We start from the raw sequence: 19,613 nt of genomic DNA on the forward strand, positions 1-19,613 counted from the left end.
TGGGACGGGATGCTCAAGTGGCGTTACACACGGTGTATCGCCGGTGACATCCCGAGTGTTACAGGTCCACAGGAACTTTCTTTCAGAACGATGACGAGCGGCGACCCCGGTGCACGTCCCTGAACACCGGGGTCTGGATCGACGGCCTCTCGAGCGATCGCCGAACTTGTCCCCTAGGTTCCCCACTGCGCGGTTGTCATGCGCGCCGATCAGAACCGGACCGCCAGCAGCACCCGTCCGGTCTCGGAACTGCGGATGTCGAGCGCCTGGATCTCGTCCCGCTTCAGCTTGGTGGTGGCGGCCGGTTTGACCGTGGTGCCGGGCGCGGACGTCCAGCTGGCGATCAGCTGGACCTTCCCGGAGGTGTCGGTGACGAACAGCTCGTACCCGCGGGCGCGTTCGCTCGGCGTCGCGAGTTCGTCGTACTTGCAGCTGATCTCGATCGTCGTACCCCACGGCTCCGGCACCAGCCGGGCGTCGGCGGAGAGCTTGCTCGAGACGGTCTGGGACAGTACGACGTAGTCGCCCTTGGGGTCGTCCTTCGTGAACGGGACCGCGACCACCGCGCCGACGACCGCCGCGGCGACCGCGATCGCGGAGGCGAGTGCGCCGTACCGGATCCGCTGCCGCCGCCGGTCGCGCTGCACGCTCCGGGTCAACCCGGGCAGCAGGTTCGGCGGTTCGGTGCTGACGGTGGCCAGCGCCCGGTCGGCCGGCAGCGCGGCCAGCATTCCGGGTACGCCGGCCAGGGACGCGACGGCGGCCGAGCAGTCCGCACAGTCGTGCAGATGCTCCTCGTACACGTGCCGGTCCTTCGCCGACAGCGCGCCGAGCAGGTACGCCGCGTCCCAGTCGCGGTACGGGTCGCTCATTGACTCGTGACCCCCTTCTCCTGCAGTGCGAGCTTGAGGGCCCGCAGCCCGTAGTGCAGCCGTGACTTCACGGTGCCCGACGGGATGTCCAGCTCCTCGGCGATGTCGGTGACCGTCCGGCGGCCGTAGTACGCGCGGACGATCACCTGCCGATGTTCCTCCGACAACTGTGCCAGTGACTCGGCCACCAGCCAGGCGTCCAGTACGGCGTTGGCGTGGTCGGCGCTCGGGTTCTCCGGGAGGTCGTCGCTGGCGACCTCCCGGCTGACCCGGGCGCTGCGGCGGTCGTCGATGACCAGGTTGCGGGCCACCGTGAACAGCCAGGCGCGGGCGCCCGGCTCGTCCTCGCTGAGGATGTTCGGCCGCCGCCAGGCCCGCAGCAGGGTCTCCTGGACGACGTCCTCGGCCAGCCGGTCGTCGCCGGTCAGCCGGACGACGAACCGCCAGAGCGCGGGCGCGTGCACGTCGTGCAGCTCGCGCAGCAGCGTCGCCCGGTCGTCGGCCATCGGCGCTCCTGCCCTGTCGATCATCCCTAGTTGGCCGCGGTTGTCTGCACGGTCACCTTGGCCGGCCGCTCCACGGCCCAGGCACCGTTGCCCAGGAAAGCGATCAGCAGGAAGGCGAAGCAGAACAGCGCCGCCTTCTCGCCACCATTCTGCACAGGCAGCAAAGCGCCGGCCTGGTGCACGGTGAAGTACGCGTACGCCATCGACCCGGAGCAGAGCAGCGCGGCGTACCTCGTGCCGAGCCCGATCATCACCAGCGCGCCGGCCACGGTCTGGATCAGCGCGGCCCACCAGGACGGCCAGACCAGCAGCCCGGCCTGCTCGACGCCGAGTACGCCGAACAGCGCGGCGGCGCCGTGGGTGGCGAACAGGAATCCGACGACGATCCGGAAAACGCCGATCACTTCTTTCTGAAAACGTTCGAGCACGTGCACAGGGCCTCACTCCTCGGGGCGGTGGGGTTGGTGTCTGTGTCTGGTTCGAACGATTGAACGCTCTACTTGGTTCAACGCCGCGTCGCGAATTGGTAGCCGCGGGTCGCCACCACCAGCCCGGCACCCCAGAGCAGGTACGCCGGGACCGCGACCCAGAAGAAGCTGTCCGGCAGCCCGACGTCGCCGTACACCGCCTTCCCCTGGACCACGTTGGCGATCATCTGGATCAGCCCGACCCCGAAGTACGCCGACATGCCGCAGCCGATCGCGTACCCGGGCAGCAGCAGGAGCCAGCGCGGGAACCACCGTCCGAGCCGATGCACGAGCAGGAACGGCAGCAACGTCCCGGCCAGCACGAACCCGCCCTCGAAGAGCAGCAGCGACAGGTTGCCGCCGAACGGCGACTTCTCGAAGCCAACCACCGCCTGCGCGCCGAGCCGGGTGACGCAGGCCACAACCGCGACGCAAGCGCCCGCGACCGGAACCCACGACGGCCAGGGCTTCGCAACGGGCTGATGCGCCCGGGCCAGCCGAACGAGCAGTACGGCGCCGACCACCGCCCCGAGCCGGCTGAGCATCCCGAGCGCATCGAACGGGATGCCGAGCCCCCGGAACACGAAGGCGACCGCGTCGAGCAGGACGAACGCGGCCGCCGCGAGCCAGCCCGCCGCCAGCGCCCACAGCAATCGCGGGCGTATCCGGATCACGGCGAGCGCGGTCACCGCACACCCGGCCAGCGCGATCCACCCCGGGACCAGCAGGTCGTCGCCGGGCAGCTTCCACGCCGGCGCGTGGCCGGTCAGGTACCAGGTCCGCAGGGCGCCGTACGCCGCCGCCCACACCACCACCGCTCGTCGCATACCGCCAGTCTTCCGACGGCCCGCGGGCGCCGGATCACCCGCGCGGGTGAACGCCCTCCACCGTCAGCGGGAGGCGTGCAACCGCTGCAGCAGCTGGAGGAACGTCTTGCGGTCGGCCACCGGCAGTCCGTCGAGCACCCGCAGTTCCTCGGCCTGGATGTCCTTCCGCACCGCGCGCTGCCTCGCCCGGCCCCGCGGGGTGATCGACAGCAGCCGGACCCGCCGGTCGTCGGGGTCCGGGGTGCGCTCGATCAGCCCGGACCGCTGCAGTTCGTCGAGGGTGCCGATGATCCGGGACTTGTCCGCCCCGATCGCCTCCGCGAGCGCCGCCTGGGTCCGGACCGGGGTCTCGTCGAGCGCGTTCAGGACGACGTATCCCCACATCGAGACGTCGTGCGCGGCCAGGATCGGCAGCTCGATCGCGATCAGTTCCCGAACGATCGGCGCCAGCATCGCTGCCAGGTCGGAGCGTTCGGTGGCCATGCCCGAAAAGGTAGCACTGGCGCAATCATAAGCTGGCGCATATGATCAGCGCATGCCTACTGTTGACTACGTGGCGCTCGACGCCGAAGCCGTCCGGACCAGCATCGATCTGGTCGGCACGGCAACCCTTGACGATCTCTCCCGCCCGACGCCCTGCCGGGCCTGGACGCTCTACGGCCTGCTCGCCCACATGGCCACCCAGCACTACGGGTTCGCGGCCGCCTCCCGCGGCGAGGACGACCCGGAGATCTGGAAGCTCCGCGACCTCGGCGACGACCCGGTGAAGGCGTACGTCGCGTCCGCCGAGCACGTCCTGGACGCGTTCGCGCAGCCCGGCGTCGCGGAGCGGACCTTCCCGCTGGCCGAGTTCGGCGCCGCCTTCCCGGGCGCGCAGGCGATCAGCTTCCACTTCATCGACTACGTCGTCCACAGCTGGGACGTCGCGAAGTCCCTCGGTACGACGGTGTCGTTCGGCCCCGACGTACTCGCGGCCGCGCACAGCGTGGCGCACGTCGTACCGGCCGGGGACGTCCGGCTGACGCCCGGCGCGGCGTTCGCGCCGGACCTGGCCTGGGACGACGCGGAGAGCCTCGACGGCATCGTCGCCTACCTCGGCCGCAACCCCTCCTGGCCGCGCTGACGCCGGCGCTCGAGGATCGCCTCGTACTCGTGGCGGTACATCGTGAGGTTCGCCGTACCGGGCACGACCGCGGTGTCCGGGCGGCCGGTCCGGTTGGGGTGCACGCGGGTGTACGTGAGGTGGTACCTGACGTCGACCTGCACCGTCACGACCGGGCCGCGCTCGTACATCGAGGTCTCGTTCCGTCCACCGGTCTTGTCGGTGACCTTCTCGGTGGCCTGCTCGCCGCCGGTCAGGCCGACGCCGAAGACGGCGCCCGGGTTCGAGGTTCCGTACGAACCGGCGGCGGGCAGCAGGTGCGTGCTGCTCGTCGTCGTCTCGGTGCCGTGCTGTTCGCGGTCGATCTGGCCGAGCTGGGTCTCGTCCTCGGCGATCAACCGCATCCCGGACAGTTCGGCCCGGACGTGGACGGCGACCGTGCGCGACCGGTGGCCCGGGACCGGCAGCCGGACCGCCACGTAGCCGTCGGGTGAGGCGATCCGTTCGAAGGCTGCCATCCGGGTCGCGGCGGACAGCACGTTCTCCAGCGTCGTCCGATGCAGTTCCGCGCCTGCCTGGGTGAGCATGTCCGGCTTGCCCAACCGGTCGTGCACAGTCTCGAACAGCCCGTTCGCCGTCGTACCGCCGAGGACCGCGCCGCGGGGCAGCGCGATCGTCCGGGGGTCGGCCTGCGCCGGCTTGGCGTTGATGACCGAGGGCGGCACCAGCAACGTCAGCTCACCGGTCAGCGTGCGGGCCTTGGAGTCGTTGACCTCCACGGTCAGCTCGAAGTCGCGAGTGACCCGCATGGTCCGGTCCCACAGCACCCGGGTGATCCGGGTGTTCTGATCGGTACTCGACGCGGTGCTCGACGTACTCAGCTCGGTCCCGACGCCGAGCTTCTGCGGCGACAGCGCGCCGTCGATCTCACCACCGTGCGACAGGCTTCGGGTGACGCTGCGACTCAGCTCGAGGTAGTTGTAGATCTGCAGGATCGTCGTCGCGTTCGCGTTGTGCTCCTCGGCCGGCGGCCGGTCCATGGTGAACCCGCCCTTGTACCGCAGCCTGATCCGCACCTTCACCGGCCGCCCGAGCGCGGTCGGGTACTCGGTGACGAACCCGCTCGGGCTGAGCAGGTTGTCGATGTGCCCGTGCCACCGCAGCCCGGCCAGATCGCCGCGCAGGCCCGCGGAGAGGACCGGGTCCTCGAGTGCGTTCTCGTCGAGTACGGCGAGCACCTCGCGGTACAGGTCCGACTCGGTGCCGTCCGGCCCGCGCACCGACGAGCTGTCGATCATCGCCGCGCCCATCGTGTCGTCGAAGAGCACCGGCAACGTGATCTGCTCGCGCTGCTCCGCCAGCTCCCTGGCCCTGCGGAACACCTCGGCCAGTCGCGCGGGCTCCCCGTCGGTGAGCAGGCGGACAAGCGGCGCCACGTCCGCCGGGCGGGCCGTGACGACGTACCGGTGGAGCACCGACACCGCGATCCGCCGGTCGAGCTTGAGCTTGCCGTCGCGCAACCGATCGATGACCTCGGCAACCTTCTGCTCGGGCAGGTCGAGCCGGCCGCGGCCGTACAACCGCAGTACGTCGGCCTCCGGCATCGTCAGCATCAGCCCGCCGGCGCCCACGCCGACCCGTTGCGGCTTCGCCCCGGCCTCCTCCAGGTCGGCGAGGACCGCGACATCGGCCCAGAACTGGTACTGCTGCCCGTTGCGGATGATCAGCCGCTCGATGCCGCCGATCTGCGTCTCGGTCCGGCTCGCCGATCCGCTCACGGAGCGGCTGCCGCCGAGCGTTCCGCCGTACGACGATCCGTCCGCCTCGGCCATACCGTCGGTGAAGCCGCCCGACACGGAGCGCCCGTTCGAGGTACCGGTGGTCAGGGCGGTGCTGCCGAGGGTCAGGTTGATCTCGCCGTTCACCGGGCTGCCGTAGCCGACGTACCGGAGGTTCCACAGGGTCGTGCTGACCGTCAGCTTCGCGCGACCCGCGGTGATGCGGTTCTGCGCGACGACCTGTCCGGGCGTCGACGGCACCGGCGTGACCAGCAGGCCGGTGCGGTACGGCGCCAGCAGCAGCTCGGGCCGCGCCGCCAGGTTGCGTGGGTTCAGGAACGCGCTGAGGTGGTGCAACGCCGAGCTGTCCGTGCGGGCGAGCTGCGGCAGGCGTTCCAGCAGCCGGCCGACCGGGTCGCCGATGTCGACCGCCTGGAAGGTTGCCGAGCGCAACAGCAGCGGGTCGAGCTCACCCGGGATCGCCGGCGCCGGCGCGAGCTCACCGGGGCAGAACTCGCTGTCGATCGCGATCCGGGCCGAGCCGCTGTCGGCGGCGATCGGCGTGGACTCGTCGGCCAGGTCGGTGACGACGATCCGGTGCGGTACGTCGAAGACGGCGACCTTCGCGGTGCTCTCGGTCAGCGACACCCGGTTCACGGTGCTCCCGGTGGCCCAGCTGATGGACCGGCCGAGCACCGACCGCCCGCGGGTCAGACCGCCGTCGGGAGTGGTCCCTACCTTCGCCTTGTTGCTGAAGCCGCCCCGGAAGTTCCAGGGCAGGCTGTGCGACCAGCTGCCGGACTTGCCGGTGCTGTTGGAGCCGATGTCCAGGTTGACCACGGTCTCGCCGTCGGTCAGCCCGAGGAACTCGGCCTTGGCCGTGTCCGGGTAGATCTTGATCCGGTACGTGTGCTGCTCCGGAAGCATCCTCGGCCGGTGCACGTCGAGCTGGAAGAGGATGCCTTCCTGAGCCGCGATGTCGTACCCGGTCTCCAGACGATGCCGCGCGAGCTGCTCGCAGACCCGCTCGAGGTTCGCCAACTGGCTCGCGACGAGCTCCGGGTTCCTCCGGCCGTCCGGGATCAGCCCCTTCCCGGCCAGGTGGTCGAGGAAGTCCTTCAGTACCTTGTCGGCACCGGTGAGCTCCTGGACGAGCGCGGGTCCCGCGCCCCGGATCGCCTGCATCCAGACCGGGAGCTTGTACGCCGTCTGCTGCGGCACGGGATCGCTGCGCAACAGCAGCCGCTTGTCCTTGCCGTACCGCGGCCTGCCGTCCTCCCCGCGGACGATCGCCGCCGCCGGGACCGGGAGCCCGTAGCGGAACGCGTCGTTCTCGGGCATCCGCAGTACGGCGTCGCCTTCGGCCGTCAGCGTGAAGCTGTCGCGCTTGCGGACGACGTGGATCGTCAAGGTGTGGACCAGCCGGAGCTTCACGCCGACGGTCGGCTGGGCCCGTTGCACGCTGGGGTGGATCGCCATGTCGCCGGTGCTGACAGTGACGTCAGATCCAGTGCTGACTCCCACCTTGGCGCTCAGCCCGAAGTCCCAGGGCGTGTGGCCCACGTCTTCGGCCGCCGTACCGCCCACGGAGAACGCGTACGAGCCGCCGGCCGAGCTGGTCTGGCTGCCCGACGTACCCGAGAAGCCGACCCGGAGGCGCTCGATCTTGTGGTCCTTCGAGCTGTCGCCGAGCATCGTCGTCTGTTCCCGCACCACCTTGGTCTCGAGCTGGGCGTAGGCGACCACGCGGCCGCCGGTGGTGATCGGCCGGGTCAGGCCGCCCGGGCGGGTGGCCTGCGCGAGTCGGCCCGGGACATCCTCCAGGAGCATGCCGCGGAGCTGGTCGTGACCGATCCGGTCGAGCTTCCCCAGTCGTTGCCGAAGGCCCGCAATCGCCCGGTCCGCGAGGTTGCTGAGCCCGTCGACCCGGGCCGTGGCGTGCTCCGGCAACGCCGTACCGCGGGTGCCGCCGAGGCTCTCGATCGTGACGGTGTCCGCCGGCGCGCCGACCGTGTACGCGTGGCTGATCCCGAGGTCGAGCGTCTCCTGACCCGCTACCACGTGCCGCTCGGACCAGGCGCCGATCGCGGAGGTCCGGATCCGCCAGGTCCAGCGCGGCCGGGTCGCGCGGAACCTGAGGATCTCCCCCTGGATGACGTCGACCGCGCCGGGCAGTCCGTACTCGGTCGCGCCGCCGGTCACGCTCAGCCCGGTGTGCTTCCCGTACTCGACACTCGGCGCGACGGCCGTCGCGACCGCCTTCACGGGGTTGTGGTCCGGCAGCCCGGCCAGCGCGGCGTCGAAATGCACCGCGCCGTTCCCGCCGTACGTCGTGGTGGTCGTCGTACCGATGCTGGTGCCGCCCTGCACGATCTGGCCGAGCTGGCCCTCCTCGAAGGTGACCGGGTGGTTCAGGACCTCCTGCAGCTGGTTCGGGTCGAGGAACAGCTCGAACTGGACGAGTTCGCTGACGTCCGCCCGCGGGTCGTTGCCGACGGTCAGGATCAGGCCTTCGGGCGACAGCAGCCGTCGGGTTTCCGCTCGCAAGGTGCGGTGCAGCAGCTCGGGGGTGAAGCGGAACTCCTTTCCTGCTTGGGAAAGCGCGTGATTCAGCTCGTCGGTGAGCGCGGTCAGGTGCGGAAGGTCGCCGGAGACGATCGCGGTCGGCAACACGTCCTTCGACGGCAGACTTTCCGCGACGCGCTGCTCGTACAACTTCTCGGCCTGCTGGGCTGTCGCCAGCATCGCGGGTGTTTGGTTAGCGCGGAACGCTTGCCAGGCCTGACGTGCGTGCTCGCCCTGGACCACCGCCGTCGTGCAGGCTTCGGCGATCGCGGTGTGCCTTGCCGCCTTGGCCTTGTCCTTCGTGTCGGCCGCGCTCTGAGTGCGGGCATCGGCGCGGTCCATCAGGTCGTTGCGCTGTTGCCGGATCGCGCCGATCCGCATCCGCGCGTACGTCGGCCAGTCGAGCGGGATCTGTTGCTGCTGCAGGAGACGTGCCGGGACCGCCCGTGCCCGGTCCGCGGTCAGGCTGCGGAGGAAGTCCACCCGTGCCTGCAACGCGCGGGTGCCGGCGGACCGGGCCGGCCCGCGGCGGCGTTCCGCGGCGAAGATCACGTCCGCCGCGATGTCGATCAGCGGCTTGCCGGTCGCCGCCTGCGCCTGGATCTGGGCGAGCGAGAACGGCCCGTACCGGTCGTCGGTGGCGAGGTGGATCTTGGCCGCGATCAGCGCCGCGTCCGCCGGCTTCCCGGACCAGGGGCGGTCGGAGAGGATCCTCGGGTGCACCGGGTCGTGGTGCAGGACCGAGTCGCTCACCGGACGGTCCTGCGGGCCGGCGAGCCGCACGTGCGGGTCGACGCCGAGCTTGTGGAGCACGTCGGCGTACTGCGAGAGCGTGGTGGAGATCGCCACCAGTACGTCGCTGAGCTCGTGCAACTCGTCGTACCGCTGGAGAAGCCGGTGCCAGTCGGCGTCCAGCTTCTCGAGCTTGATCAGCAGGCGACTGAGTTCCGCGGAGCCCCGGTCCTCGCGGCGCGCGAACGCGACGAACGTGGTCAGCTCGCTGGTCGGCGCCGGACGCATCCGCGGCGTCCGTCCGGCGACCGCGTCCTCGATCCGGTCGACCTCGTGCGTGGTGTCGGCGACGGCGGCGCGTTCACGGTCGAGTTCGTCGGCGGCCCGCTTCTCGGCGCCGCGGTCCCGCTCGGCCATGTCCGCCTTGACCCGCATCCGGCGGCGCAGGTACTTCGCGTAGAAGCTGACCGGAAGCATGCTGCCCGCCGCCAGGGCCTGCCAGACGAACAGCGAATCCAGGTCGAAGCCGGCGACGATCGAGCTCGCCACCCCGACACCGGACGCCCCGATGGCGAAGGCACCGACGGCGTACCAGCGCCGTGCGGTGGTGGCCTCGCGGTCGGGATGCAGCACGGGCGACCAGGGCGGCAGGACCGGGACGGACACCATGTCCTCGGGTGCCTCTGCCACGAGGGCGTCCAGCCGCGCCAGCAATGGGTCGCCGATCTCGTCCGTACACGCCTGGACCGAGAGCCGGAGCAGGTCCAGCCAGTTGTGCATGCGGCGGTCGAACGCGTTCCGGTTCGCCTCGGCATGGAAGGCCTCGACGAGCCCGGACACGGCACCGATCGTGCCGAGCCGGGACAGCGCCTCGAGTACGGCGGTGGGCGCGGTGTCCAGCTGCTGCTGGAGGTAGACGCTGGTGAGGCGGTGCGCCATCGGGACCGCTCCGAGCGGCAGCTCGCGGCCGGCGAAGTACCGCTTGGCCGGGACCACGCCGCGACCGGTGTGATCCGTCGGCGCCTCGAAGTCGAAGTCCGGGACCGTTACACCCGGCTCCCCGAGTTGGTTGCCTAGGGCCCGCAACCGCATCAGGTGGTCGGCGGTACCACGGATCTCGTCGACCAGCTGCCGCCAGCTCCGCCACTCGTAGTCGCGGGTACGACGCTCGTCGTCGAGGGCCGCCTGATGCCGCGCGAACAGGTACTGCGTGGAGCCGACGACCGCGACCGCCAGGCCGACCGTGGCACCGACGACCACCGGCGGTAAGACGAACGCCATCGGGATCGCCGCGGCCGCGATCGGGATCGAACTGCGCAGCGGGAACGACCACCACGGCGTGGTCAGCGCCGGGGCATGCTGCTCCGGGACAGCCAGATCGGCGCGCGGTACCGGGCGTTGGGTGCTCGGTACGCTGGCCGCTGTCAGGACCTTCTGATAGGCGGTCCGGACCGCGTCCCCGAGGATGGCGCGTTGCGGTTCACGGGCCTGCTCGTCGAGGGTGCGGCGGTAGGTACGGCGGTCGGCCTTCACCTGCTCCTCGCGCGATTCGACGTACCGGTTGGCGAGGGTGCGGACCGGGGAGAGGACGACGGCGCCGGTCAGAACGGCGGCGGCCAGACCGACGCGGCCGTAGCCCGCGAGGACGGCGGCGGAGGCGATCCCGGCCGGGACGGTCTCCAGGAAGCCGAGGATCAGGTCGGCGCGCAGTCCCGGCATGGACTTGGCGCCGCCGTCGATCGATCGGTTGACCCGCTGGAGCAGACTGGGTTTCAGGTTGGCGACGGCGGCCGCGAGGTCGTGCGGCAAGGCGGAGCGGAGGTCGTCGTGGGTCGCCACGCCGAGCGCGTGGGCGAGTTCGGAGAACTGGCGGGCCGCGGTACGACGACGCAGTACGGTCGTTGCGGTCTCGCGTTGCTGGAGCAGGCTGCGAAGACGGGCGAACGCGGCGGCGACGGACTGGCGGTCGGAGGCGTTGATCTGGGCAACGAACTGGGTCGGATCCAGTTTGCCGAGCTCGGCGGCCTTGGCCGGGCCGTGCCAGTTGACGAACTGCCGCAGCATCGGCTGCTCGCGGAGAACGGTCAGGCGGCTGACCGACAGGCCGGGCTCGGGTGATACCTCGGGCTGCTTCGCGAAATGGCGGAAGAGCCCCTGCACAAAGCGATCCACGGCCGGGTCGGGCGCGAACGGCTGGCTGGTGTCGAGCGACGGCAGGTGCACCGGGCTGAACGCGGCCGGGTCGGTCCAGCCGTCTTCCACCTTGTCCAGCTTGGACTGGGCCTTCTGGCGCAGCACGGCCGCGACGCGCTTCTGGAGAGCAGGCGGAAGGTCGCCGCCGGTCTTGCCGAGGTGGTGCAGGAGGATCCGAAGCTCCTTGCGAGAGTGGTACCGCGACTCGCCACGCTCCACCCGCACGACCAGGTAACCGACCTCAGCATGCCTGGCCACCTCATCATGTGCGTCCGGTTTCGCCCCGCCGTGAGCGGCGATGATGCCGGCGATGGCATTGGTCAGAGCGCGGCCTACGATGGCGTCGCGCGTTCGCGGGGACAGGGTGATTCGGGCCCAGTGCATGGACTGGGCAGTGCGTTCCCAGCGGACCGGACCGGCGTTGGTGAAGTCGCCGGAAACGCTCAGCTCGACCGTGAGGTCCGGCGCCTGCCAGAACGAGATCGTGATCCGGTTCGCGTCGAGCGCGATCGCCCGGACGTCCGGATGCACCGTGCCGACCGCGGCGGCGATCTGCGGCAGCGCGTCCTCGGCGGCCGCCCACACCGCGGCCACCTTCTGCTTGCGCCGGCCGTCGCCACGGAAGTCGCTGCGGTGGATACTGCCCGCACCACCCCGCGGCTGATCCCGGTGCACCCGCCGGTCCCGGCCGATTTGGTTGCCAAAGGCCCGCTTCACGTTGTCGAACGCTGCCTGCAGCAACTGATCCGCGAACGGCGCGACCTCTGCCCGTCCCGGCACCGGCCGGATCCCGGTGGAGTCGATCGCATGAAAGGTGCCGTTCGCGTCGACCGCACCGTGCAGCTCGCCGGCCGGGTAGTAGCCGAGGGCCTGCAAACGACGTACGTACTCGTGCAACTGATAGACGGTGTCGAGCGTGACCGCCTCGGTGTGTACGGCGGGATCGACCGCCTCCACGGCGAATCCGACGTACGGCGACCCGTCCAGCTCGGTCGTGACCAGCCCGATCGGAACCGGGCCGTAGCCCGTGCGCGCGGCGACGTACGCACGCTCGAGCTCCGCGACCACGCGCTCGCGCGCCTCGGGTGTGTCCGGGTAGAGCTGGGCGGCGGGGTGATCGCCCGCGGTGTTCCAGTCGTACGACGGGGGTTCGAGATCTTCACGCGGTGCCGGGGACTGGCGGGGCCGGCCGTTCGGGGTGAACGGGTGCTTCGCGGCGGCCCAGGCGATCCAGGCGTCGACGACCTCGAGCGGGTTCCGCTTCACGAAGATGTCCAGGTTCGTGCCCAGCGGCAGGTCGTACCCGAGCGGCCGGACGCGGCCGACGTCGTACACCCAGAACCGGCCGTCGCCGTCGATGCCGAACTGCAGGTCGCCGATGGTCAGGTTGTTCGCGACGAAGAACTCGCGGATCGCGAGCAGGCTGTCGAGCGAGGCCTGCGTCGGACGGAGCGCGTCCGGCGCGGTGAAGTCCGGGACGCTGACCCACACGTCGCGGCTGATCCGCGGGAACCGGTCGGCCACGAACGCGTCCCGGCCGAACACGGTCGTCGGGTGCAGCGCGGCGATGACGTCCGCCGCACCGGGCTTCTCCAGCAGCCCCTCGAGCCGGCTGAGCTGGGTGTGGAACGACACCTCGACCGTGGGCAGCGCGATCAGCACCACCTTGTCGTAGAACGCGAATGCCGCCTTCGACCCGCCGATCCCGAGCAGCCTGCCGAGGTGCGGCTCGACGTCGTCGACCCGGAGGCCGTCGGGGTGCGCGGGGGTTCGTACCAGGTACGAGCCGTCGCGGAGTTCGACGGTGCCTTCGCGCGGCGGTTCGGCCTGCGGGTGCAGGACCTTCCAGCCCTCCGCCGTACGGATCGTGACCTCGACGCCGATGATGTTCGCGACCTGCTGGGCGAAGTCGCGCGGGGCGCCGTCGAGGACCACCGAGACGTTGCGGTACAGGTCGATCATCACCGCGAGGTGGTGCGGCGTCAGGCGAGCGCCTTCGATCTCGACCTGGTTGTCGTCGACCGCGGTGACGAGGAACCGCTTCACGGTGCCGGGGTGCAGCACCGCCGCGAGCGCCCGGTCGTCGAGGTCGTCGTACGACGACTCCACCAGCCCGGTCGTGAACGCGGGCAGGCCGCCACCGTCGTACTTGTTCATCCGCGCCGGCCGGATCCGCGCGATGCTCGGCCCGGGTTGCCCGGTGCGGGTGCGCGCGACCGCTGCCGCCGGGTCGTGCAGCGGCCGGTTCCGGCGTACGGCGCGATCGAGGAGGCGGGCGATCCGGTACAGCGGCTCGAGTTCGTGGCGCCGGCGGGCGCGGTCCAGCGTCGCGTCGGAGATCCAGCCCCGCCGGTGCAGGAACCGCCCGAACGGCCCGGCCATCACCGCGGTGACCAGCCTGCGTGGAAGCCCACCCTCGATCAGCCGCGCCAGGAACTCCTCGGGCTGATGATCGTCGTACAACGCCCTGATCTGGGCGTACCCCTCCGGAGCGAGGCTGCGGGCGAGGACGTCGACCTCGGCGAGCAACTGCGCCCGATCATCAGGATCGAAGAGCCGCCACCCGTAGTGCCCGATCACCTCGTGCGCGATCGTCGCCCGGACGTCCTCCGCCGACAGGTGATCCGCGGCCGAGACGTAGACGACGCCGACGCCACCTTCCATCCGGAAGTACCCGGGCCGCGAACCCACCGCCGGCTCGATCCCGTACTTCGCCACCAACTCGTGGTTGTCCGCACCGACCACGAACCGCACAGCGAGCTTCGCCGGCAACCGCAACCGCTTCCGGGCGTCCGCAACCGCCTGCTCCGCGACCGCGAGCGTCAACCCGCCACGGACGCCTTCGACCAGCCGGGCCCGTCCGGCCTCGCGGCGGGCGTTCTCGATCGCCAGGGTCAGCAGGTTGTCCCGGGTGCTGCGGGCGATGAACGGCCCGATCTCGCCGGGCGCCGGTACGACGGCGCCGGCGGACAGCGGTCGTACGGCCTCGAAGTCGATCGGATGCACGTTGCCCGCGTCGTCGACCAGGAACTGCAGCTCGTCCTGCACGTGGTACCCGTTGTCCGCCAGGCGTTGCAGATACTGGTCGAGCTGGCGAACGGTGGTGAAGTCGACCGCGGCGCTCCAGCGATCTGCCTCCGCCACCACCGCCGGGTCGAGACTGACGGTGCTGATGAATCCGCCCGGCACCGGCTCCATCGCGACACCGGCGTACTCCTGACCGTCGACGGTCGCCTTGACCAGGCCGTACAACTCCGGCGCGTACCCGGTCGGCTCGGCAGCCCGCTGGCCCGCGAACTCGCGCATGATCTGCCGCTCGTAGCCCTGCGCGGGCCACAACTTCAGCGCCCACTGCCGACCGTCGGGCCCGTCGATCCGGAACACGCCGGTGTACTCGCCGAGCGACGCGACCGAACCCGCCATGCCGACACTGCTCAAGCGCCGCAACGCCGCCGGCTCCAGCTCGAGACGGGTCGCCTCGTCCCAGCTCACCGGGTACGCCGACCTCCCGGCCGGCCGCGGCGCCCGGGCGACCTCGACGCCCAGTGCCGCCGCCCGGCCGAACACCTCGTGGTACTCGCGGCCCTCCCAGGTCTCGATCTCCGCCAGCAGTTCCTCCGGGCCGAGCAGGCTCTCGAGCAGCGGCCGGATCCCGTCCAGCAGCACCGGGTCGTTCGCGGTGACGCGTCCGACGATCGCGACGATCCGGTCCTGCTGCTCGACGGTGAGGCTCTCGTACGACAGAAGTTCGCGAACCGCCGGGTTGGGTACCGCCGGTCGCGCCGGAGCCGGTGTCTCCTCCGGGACGAGCCCGTTCGACACGGCCGCCTCCACCAGCAGCCGGCGGTGCTTCGCGAGGAACGCGAAGTGGTCGGCCATCCGGGACTCTCGGACGGCCGGATCCGCCGGCAGTTCCTCGACGCCGGCCAGATCGACCGGCCGGAAGGTCCCGGCGTCGTCGACGAAGTACTTCAGGTCCCGGCTGATCGAGTACCCGGAGACGATCAGCGACCGGCCGAAGACGTCGAGCTGCCGGGCCGTCCGGAACGTCACCCGCGACCGGCGCCGCGCGGCCTCCGCGATCGCGTCCGCCGGGGCGTCCGCCGCCGCCACGATCGGCCCGCCCGGCACCGGCGCCATGCCGACACCGACGTACTGCCGGTCGCCGACGGTGGCACGCACCAGCCCGTACGGCAGCGGGCCGAAGCCGGTGAGGTAGGCGCCGTACAGGCCGTCGAGTTCGGCCAGCGCGCTCTCGCTGTCCGGGGAGAACCTGATCGCCCAGTCGGCGCCGTCCGGGCCGGTCAGCTGCTCGGGCAGACTCTCGTGTACGCCGAGATCGACCGCGTCGGCGAAGTCCCGCGACGGACGGACGAGCGGGATCGGCGCCGGCGCGTCGGCCGTCCCGATGCCGAACAGGACGCCCTTGCCGAACACGTCCGGATAGCTTTGCCCCGTCCAGCTCCGGAGCTCCTCCATCAGCCGCTCCGGGCCGAGGGACCGCAGCCACGAGCTTTCGAGCAGCGGCCGGATCCCTTCGAGCCGGACCGGGTCGTGCTTGGTGAGGGTGTCGACGATCCCGCGGGCCTCTGCCTGCTCGGCCTGCGACAGCCGTTGGTACGCCACACCGTCGAGCGGATGGGACTGCGGATCGGGCTGCGGCTGGTCGGGCAGCCGGCGGCTGCGTGCGGTGTCGTCCTCGCGGGTCTCCTGGCGTTCGATGTCTCGGATCTTGTCGACCTGGGCGCGTTGCCCGGCGTGCTGGGCGGTTTCGACGGCCTGCTTGTAGGGGGCTGTGTCGAGGTTGGTTTCCGCGACCTTCAGGGCGGCGGCGGTTGCTTGGACGGTGCGGTCGGTCTGGGCGCCCTGGCCGAGGGCTGTTGCCCTCGCGTGGGCGATGGTTGCGGTCACGTAGTCGTCGAACGCCTGCTTGCGAGCGGCCGACGAGGGAGCGTCGTGGTAGGCGAAGGAGGCCTCCAGCGCCCCGGTGTTCTGGCGGAACAGCGTGTCCTCGTGGGAGGTGATCAGACCGGCTCGGCCGAGTGCGCCCTGACGGCCGGAGCGGCTCATGGCCTGCTCGGTGGTGCGTGGCGACTGGGGGTCGAAGTACGTGACGGTCGTTTGCAGGCCGCCCTCGGTGCGCGGCTTGATGTCGATGCCGCGGCTCATCACCTTGTTGCCGATGGTGATCGTGCCCGGCTCGCCGGCCCGCTTCAGGACGCGGTTCAGGCCCGCGGTGTCCTGCTGGTCCTTGGGGAGGTTCTGTACCTCCTGGCCGAGCTTGAACAGCTCGCGGGCGTCGACGATCTGGACCTCGACCTTGCCCGGGAGGTTCTCGAGCGCCGCGTTCATCAGGTCCCGGAGCATCGCGACCTCGTCGTTGTGCTCGACGAGGATCAGCTGCGGATCGCCCTTCGACAGGTCGCCGTCCTTGGCCAGGTCGGAGATCGTCCGGTCGATCACCGCCTGGTACTTGTCCTTCAGGGTCTGCACGGTCAGCGGTTCATGGGTCTCCAGCCGGGACGGCCTGGCCCGGTCGATCCCGGCAACCTCGCCGACCTTCTCGCCGTACAGGTCGTGCATCGCCTCCGCGGCCAGCGTCGCCGTACCCGACATTCCGCGCACGCTCTTGTACTTGCCGAGCAATTGCCGCGTCGTCACCCAGTTGGTGTGTGTCGGGTCCGCGCGTACCTCGAGTCCGTGGAGTTGTTCGAGGGCCTGGCCGACGTCGGTCCAGCGTTGCTCGAGCAGGGTCTCGCGGTCGATCAGCGGCTCGCCGGTGTGCTCGCTGATGATCACGATGGTCTCCCGGCCGCCGATCTCCTGCCGGAAGTAGTGGCGCTCCTCGGTCAGGAAGTACTTCGCCTGGGCGGCAGCCTCCAGCCGGCGGACCTGACGTCTGAGGCTCCGCGCGGACGACTCGGTGTCCGCGAGTCGCTGCCGAGCCTCGTCCTTCAGCCTGGCGCCCGCGGACGTCCGCTCGAAGTCGGACTCCTTGAAGGTGCCGTCCTCGATCGCCTCCTTCGCCCGGCGTACCTCGGCGAGCGTCCGGGCCGAGGCCTTCCGGCCGCTGCCGGCGCTGTGGGTGTAGCGCTGCGCGGCCAGGTCGACCGCGACCGCGTCGATCTCGTCGACCAGGACGTGGTCGCCGTACACCCGGTGGCCGCGGATCGTGCTCCAGCCGAACGCCGCGACGTCGCCGACGTAGACGGTCCGGCCGTGGGGCTTCGGATACCGTACGGCGGGGTCGACGTGGACGACGTCGTACCCGAGTGGTTCGAGGACCTTGCGGAACGACGCGTGGGCCTGCTCGGCGAGGCTTTTGCTCGAGGTCATGAAGTGGACCGGCTCACCGGCGGCGATCATGCCGAGGGTAACGACAGCCACCGCCGTCTTTCCTTCGCCGGTCTTCATCTCCACCAGGAGGCCGTCGCGGAGGGCGGCGTCGGCGTGCAGCTGGGTCCAGTTCAGGCCGAAGCCCCAGCCTTCGTCGCGGTCTGTGCGGTGGATCAGCTCGTGGATCGCCAGCAGGCGTGCGTCGGCTTCGGTGAGGTCGTCGGGGAGAGCTTCTTTGAGTACGTCGAGCTTGCCCTCGGAGAGTTGGCGGAGTTCGGCGGGGGTGAGGCGCGAGAGGACGTAGTCGAGCTTGGCGGCCAGGTGGGACAGGCGCTTGGCGCCGGCCGCCAGCTCGGCGACCCGGACGGCTGTGTCGGCGTCCTTGGCGGTCTTCAGGGCGTCAGTAGCGGTGTGGTGCTTCTCGTTGGCAGCCTCCAGGCGAGCTTTCAGTTCTTGTGCTTGTGGGCTCTCTGGGCCGTGCTTTCTGCTGGCGCGGTTGTAAGCCGCTTCTGCTCGGTCGCGTTCCTTCTCGGCGTCCTTGTACGTACGCTGGGCGTCCTCGGTCGACTGGTTGTGCACGCGGTCTTCTCGTGCTTGGTCGCGCTTGTGTGCTGCGTCCGCCGCGGCCTTCGCCCGGTCCTCCACCGCGGCCTGGTGCGCCGCTGTCTGAGTCCAGTCCTCGGGCTTCTTGCCGGTGGGGGTCTCGTGGCTTCCGTTCGGGGGCTGATGCGAGCCTGGTTCGACGGGCTTCGTCTCGTGCCCACCTACCTGAACAGCCTTGTCCGCACCAGCTGGCTTGTTCACAGGTGCGGGCTTGTCTGGGGCGGTTGGTTTAGCTGTGGGGTCTTCTGTGGCTTGGGGTTTGTCTGGGCCGGTTGCCTTGGTGGTCTTTTCGGGGGCTGGGGTCGCGGTGCGGTGTTCTGTGGGGGTGGTCTTCGAGGTGGGGGCTGTTCCGTCGACGGTGCCGGCGCGAGCGTCTGCGCGGGCCTGCACCTCCGGCCGGACGGCTCCGGTGGCAGACTGAGCCGGGCCCATGCCCATCACACCGCCGGTCTCCGATCGCGCCTCGGCGCCGGTGACATGCGCCGTACCGTTCGCGGTCTGCTCGACGGTATGCGCCACCGACCCGTCGCCCGTACCAGGCGTGGGCCGTACAGCCACCGATGGAGGGGTGTCGTCCGGCGGTCTCTGATCGGGAATCGTGGAGTGCTCCCGCACCTGCGCCACGTGCACCGGATCACCCGCGTGCACCACCGGCGCATGCGAGGTAGGCACCGGTACCGCCGTCCCCATGAACCCGGCCCGCCAAGCCTCCGTCCACGCCTCCCGGGCGGTCGGCACGTGACCCGTCCCGATCATGGTTGCCGTCGGCATCGTCACCGCCATCGTCAGGCCACCGGCCAACTGTCGCGAGACAACCGCCGGCACCTTCTGGGCCAGCGCCGGCATCCGCGCCACAATCGTCTTCCCCACCCCGGCCAGACCCAGTCCAGCCAGCGCCGCGATCGGTACGGCGGCCACGGTGACCGCAGCGTTGGTCCCGGTCTCGCTCCAGTTCCACCCGGTCTCGTGCACGTAGTTGCCCTGGGCATCTTGTCCGCCGTGCCGCGACTGGTCCGTGACGATCCCGGCCACCTGGGCAACCGTGTTCGGTCCGATCCCGTTCGCCGCGATCAGCGCGGTCGCCTGGAAGACCTTGACCGGCGCCAGCGCCAGTGCCTTCCCGGCACGCGCCCGCAGCGCGGCGACGCTCAGCCCGATGATCTGCTCGAACTTGCGCTTGAGGAAGTTCTTCAGCCCGTTCGCCAGCACCGACCGCATCCCGAGACTGATCAGCTTGCCCGCCGGTACGGCGTACATCGCCAGGCCGATCGCGACCTGCGCCCAGAACATCACCTTCGCCCGGAACACCGTGTCCGCCTGGTCGCGCAGGTAGTTCGCGACCTCCTCGGCGGCCAGCGCGATCGCCTCCACGCCACCGGACTGCGCGTCCGTCCCGTACTTGCTGATCTGCGCGCCCAGCGCCGTACCGGGCTCGCCCGACCAGATCTGCGGCAGCTTCTGCGCCGCGGTCTGGCAGGGGGCGCCCGCGCTGGTCCGCAGGCCCGCCGCGATCGCGTCGTACTGCCGGGCGTACTCGCGGAGCGCGTCCTCGTCGGCCGACGGGTAGTCGTCGGGGTCGACGCCGACGAACAGGCCGAGGAACTCGACGATCGGGTGCGGCAGGCCCATGTC

Annotated in this window: 7 protein-coding genes; 1 reads left to right on the top strand and 6 read right to left on the bottom strand. The window is 70.6% G+C overall.

Going from position 1 to position 19,613, the window contains the following annotated elements; translation table 11 throughout:
• Nucleotides 1-209: 209 nt before the first annotated feature.
• The 5 genes from ACQHIV_RS26190 to ACQHIV_RS26210 all read right to left on the bottom strand — a co-directional run bounded on the left by ACQHIV_RS26190 (nucleotide 210) and on the right by ACQHIV_RS26210 (nucleotide 3,155).
• Nucleotides 210-872: an anti-sigma factor family protein gene (locus tag ACQHIV_RS26190; RefSeq protein WP_427886025.1), complete on the bottom strand. Its 663-nt coding sequence runs from the start codon at nucleotides 870-872 to the stop codon at nucleotides 210-212.
• Complete coding sequence (locus ACQHIV_RS26195; RefSeq protein WP_427886027.1) at nucleotides 869-1,378, bottom strand: sigma-70 family RNA polymerase sigma factor; 510 nt, start codon at nucleotides 1,376-1,378, stop codon at nucleotides 869-871. The genes ACQHIV_RS26190 and ACQHIV_RS26195 overlap by 4 nt, the downstream gene beginning before the upstream one ends.
• 26 nt (nucleotides 1,379-1,404) lie before the next feature.
• Nucleotides 1,405-1,812: a DoxX family protein gene (locus tag ACQHIV_RS26200; RefSeq protein WP_427886028.1), complete on the bottom strand. Its 408-nt coding sequence runs from the start codon at nucleotides 1,810-1,812 to the stop codon at nucleotides 1,405-1,407.
• Nucleotides 1,813-1,883: 71 nt separating this feature from the next.
• Nucleotides 1,884-2,672, bottom strand: a complete 789-nt coding sequence (locus ACQHIV_RS26205; protein ID WP_427886029.1) for a hypothetical protein — start codon at nucleotides 2,670-2,672, stop codon at nucleotides 1,884-1,886.
• 63 nt (nucleotides 2,673-2,735) lie between these two features.
• On the bottom strand, nucleotides 2,736-3,155 hold the full coding sequence (locus ACQHIV_RS26210) for a MarR family winged helix-turn-helix transcriptional regulator (protein WP_427886030.1): 420 nt from the start codon (nucleotides 3,153-3,155) through the stop codon (nucleotides 2,736-2,738).
• 52 nt (nucleotides 3,156-3,207) lie between these two features.
• On the opposite strand from ACQHIV_RS26210, the gene ACQHIV_RS26215 reads away from it, so the two are divergent.
• Nucleotides 3,208-3,795 carry a TIGR03086 family metal-binding protein gene (locus ACQHIV_RS26215; protein ID WP_427886032.1) on the top strand — a complete coding sequence of 196 codons (588 nt, stop codon included), beginning with the start codon at nucleotides 3,208-3,210 and terminating at the stop codon, nucleotides 3,793-3,795.
• On the opposite strand, the gene ACQHIV_RS26220 is transcribed toward ACQHIV_RS26215, so the two are convergent.
• Nucleotides 3,762-19,610, bottom strand: a complete 15,849-nt coding sequence (locus ACQHIV_RS26220; protein WP_427886034.1) for a hypothetical protein — start codon at nucleotides 19,608-19,610, stop codon at nucleotides 3,762-3,764. The two genes, ACQHIV_RS26215 and ACQHIV_RS26220, sit on opposite strands and share 34 nt — an antisense overlap.
• Nucleotides 19,611-19,613: the final 3 nt, after the last annotated feature.

The sequence above is a fragment of the Kribbella polygonati genome, from assembly GCF_050320105.1.
Lineage (GTDB): Bacteria > Actinomycetota > Actinomycetes > Propionibacteriales > Kribbellaceae > Kribbella.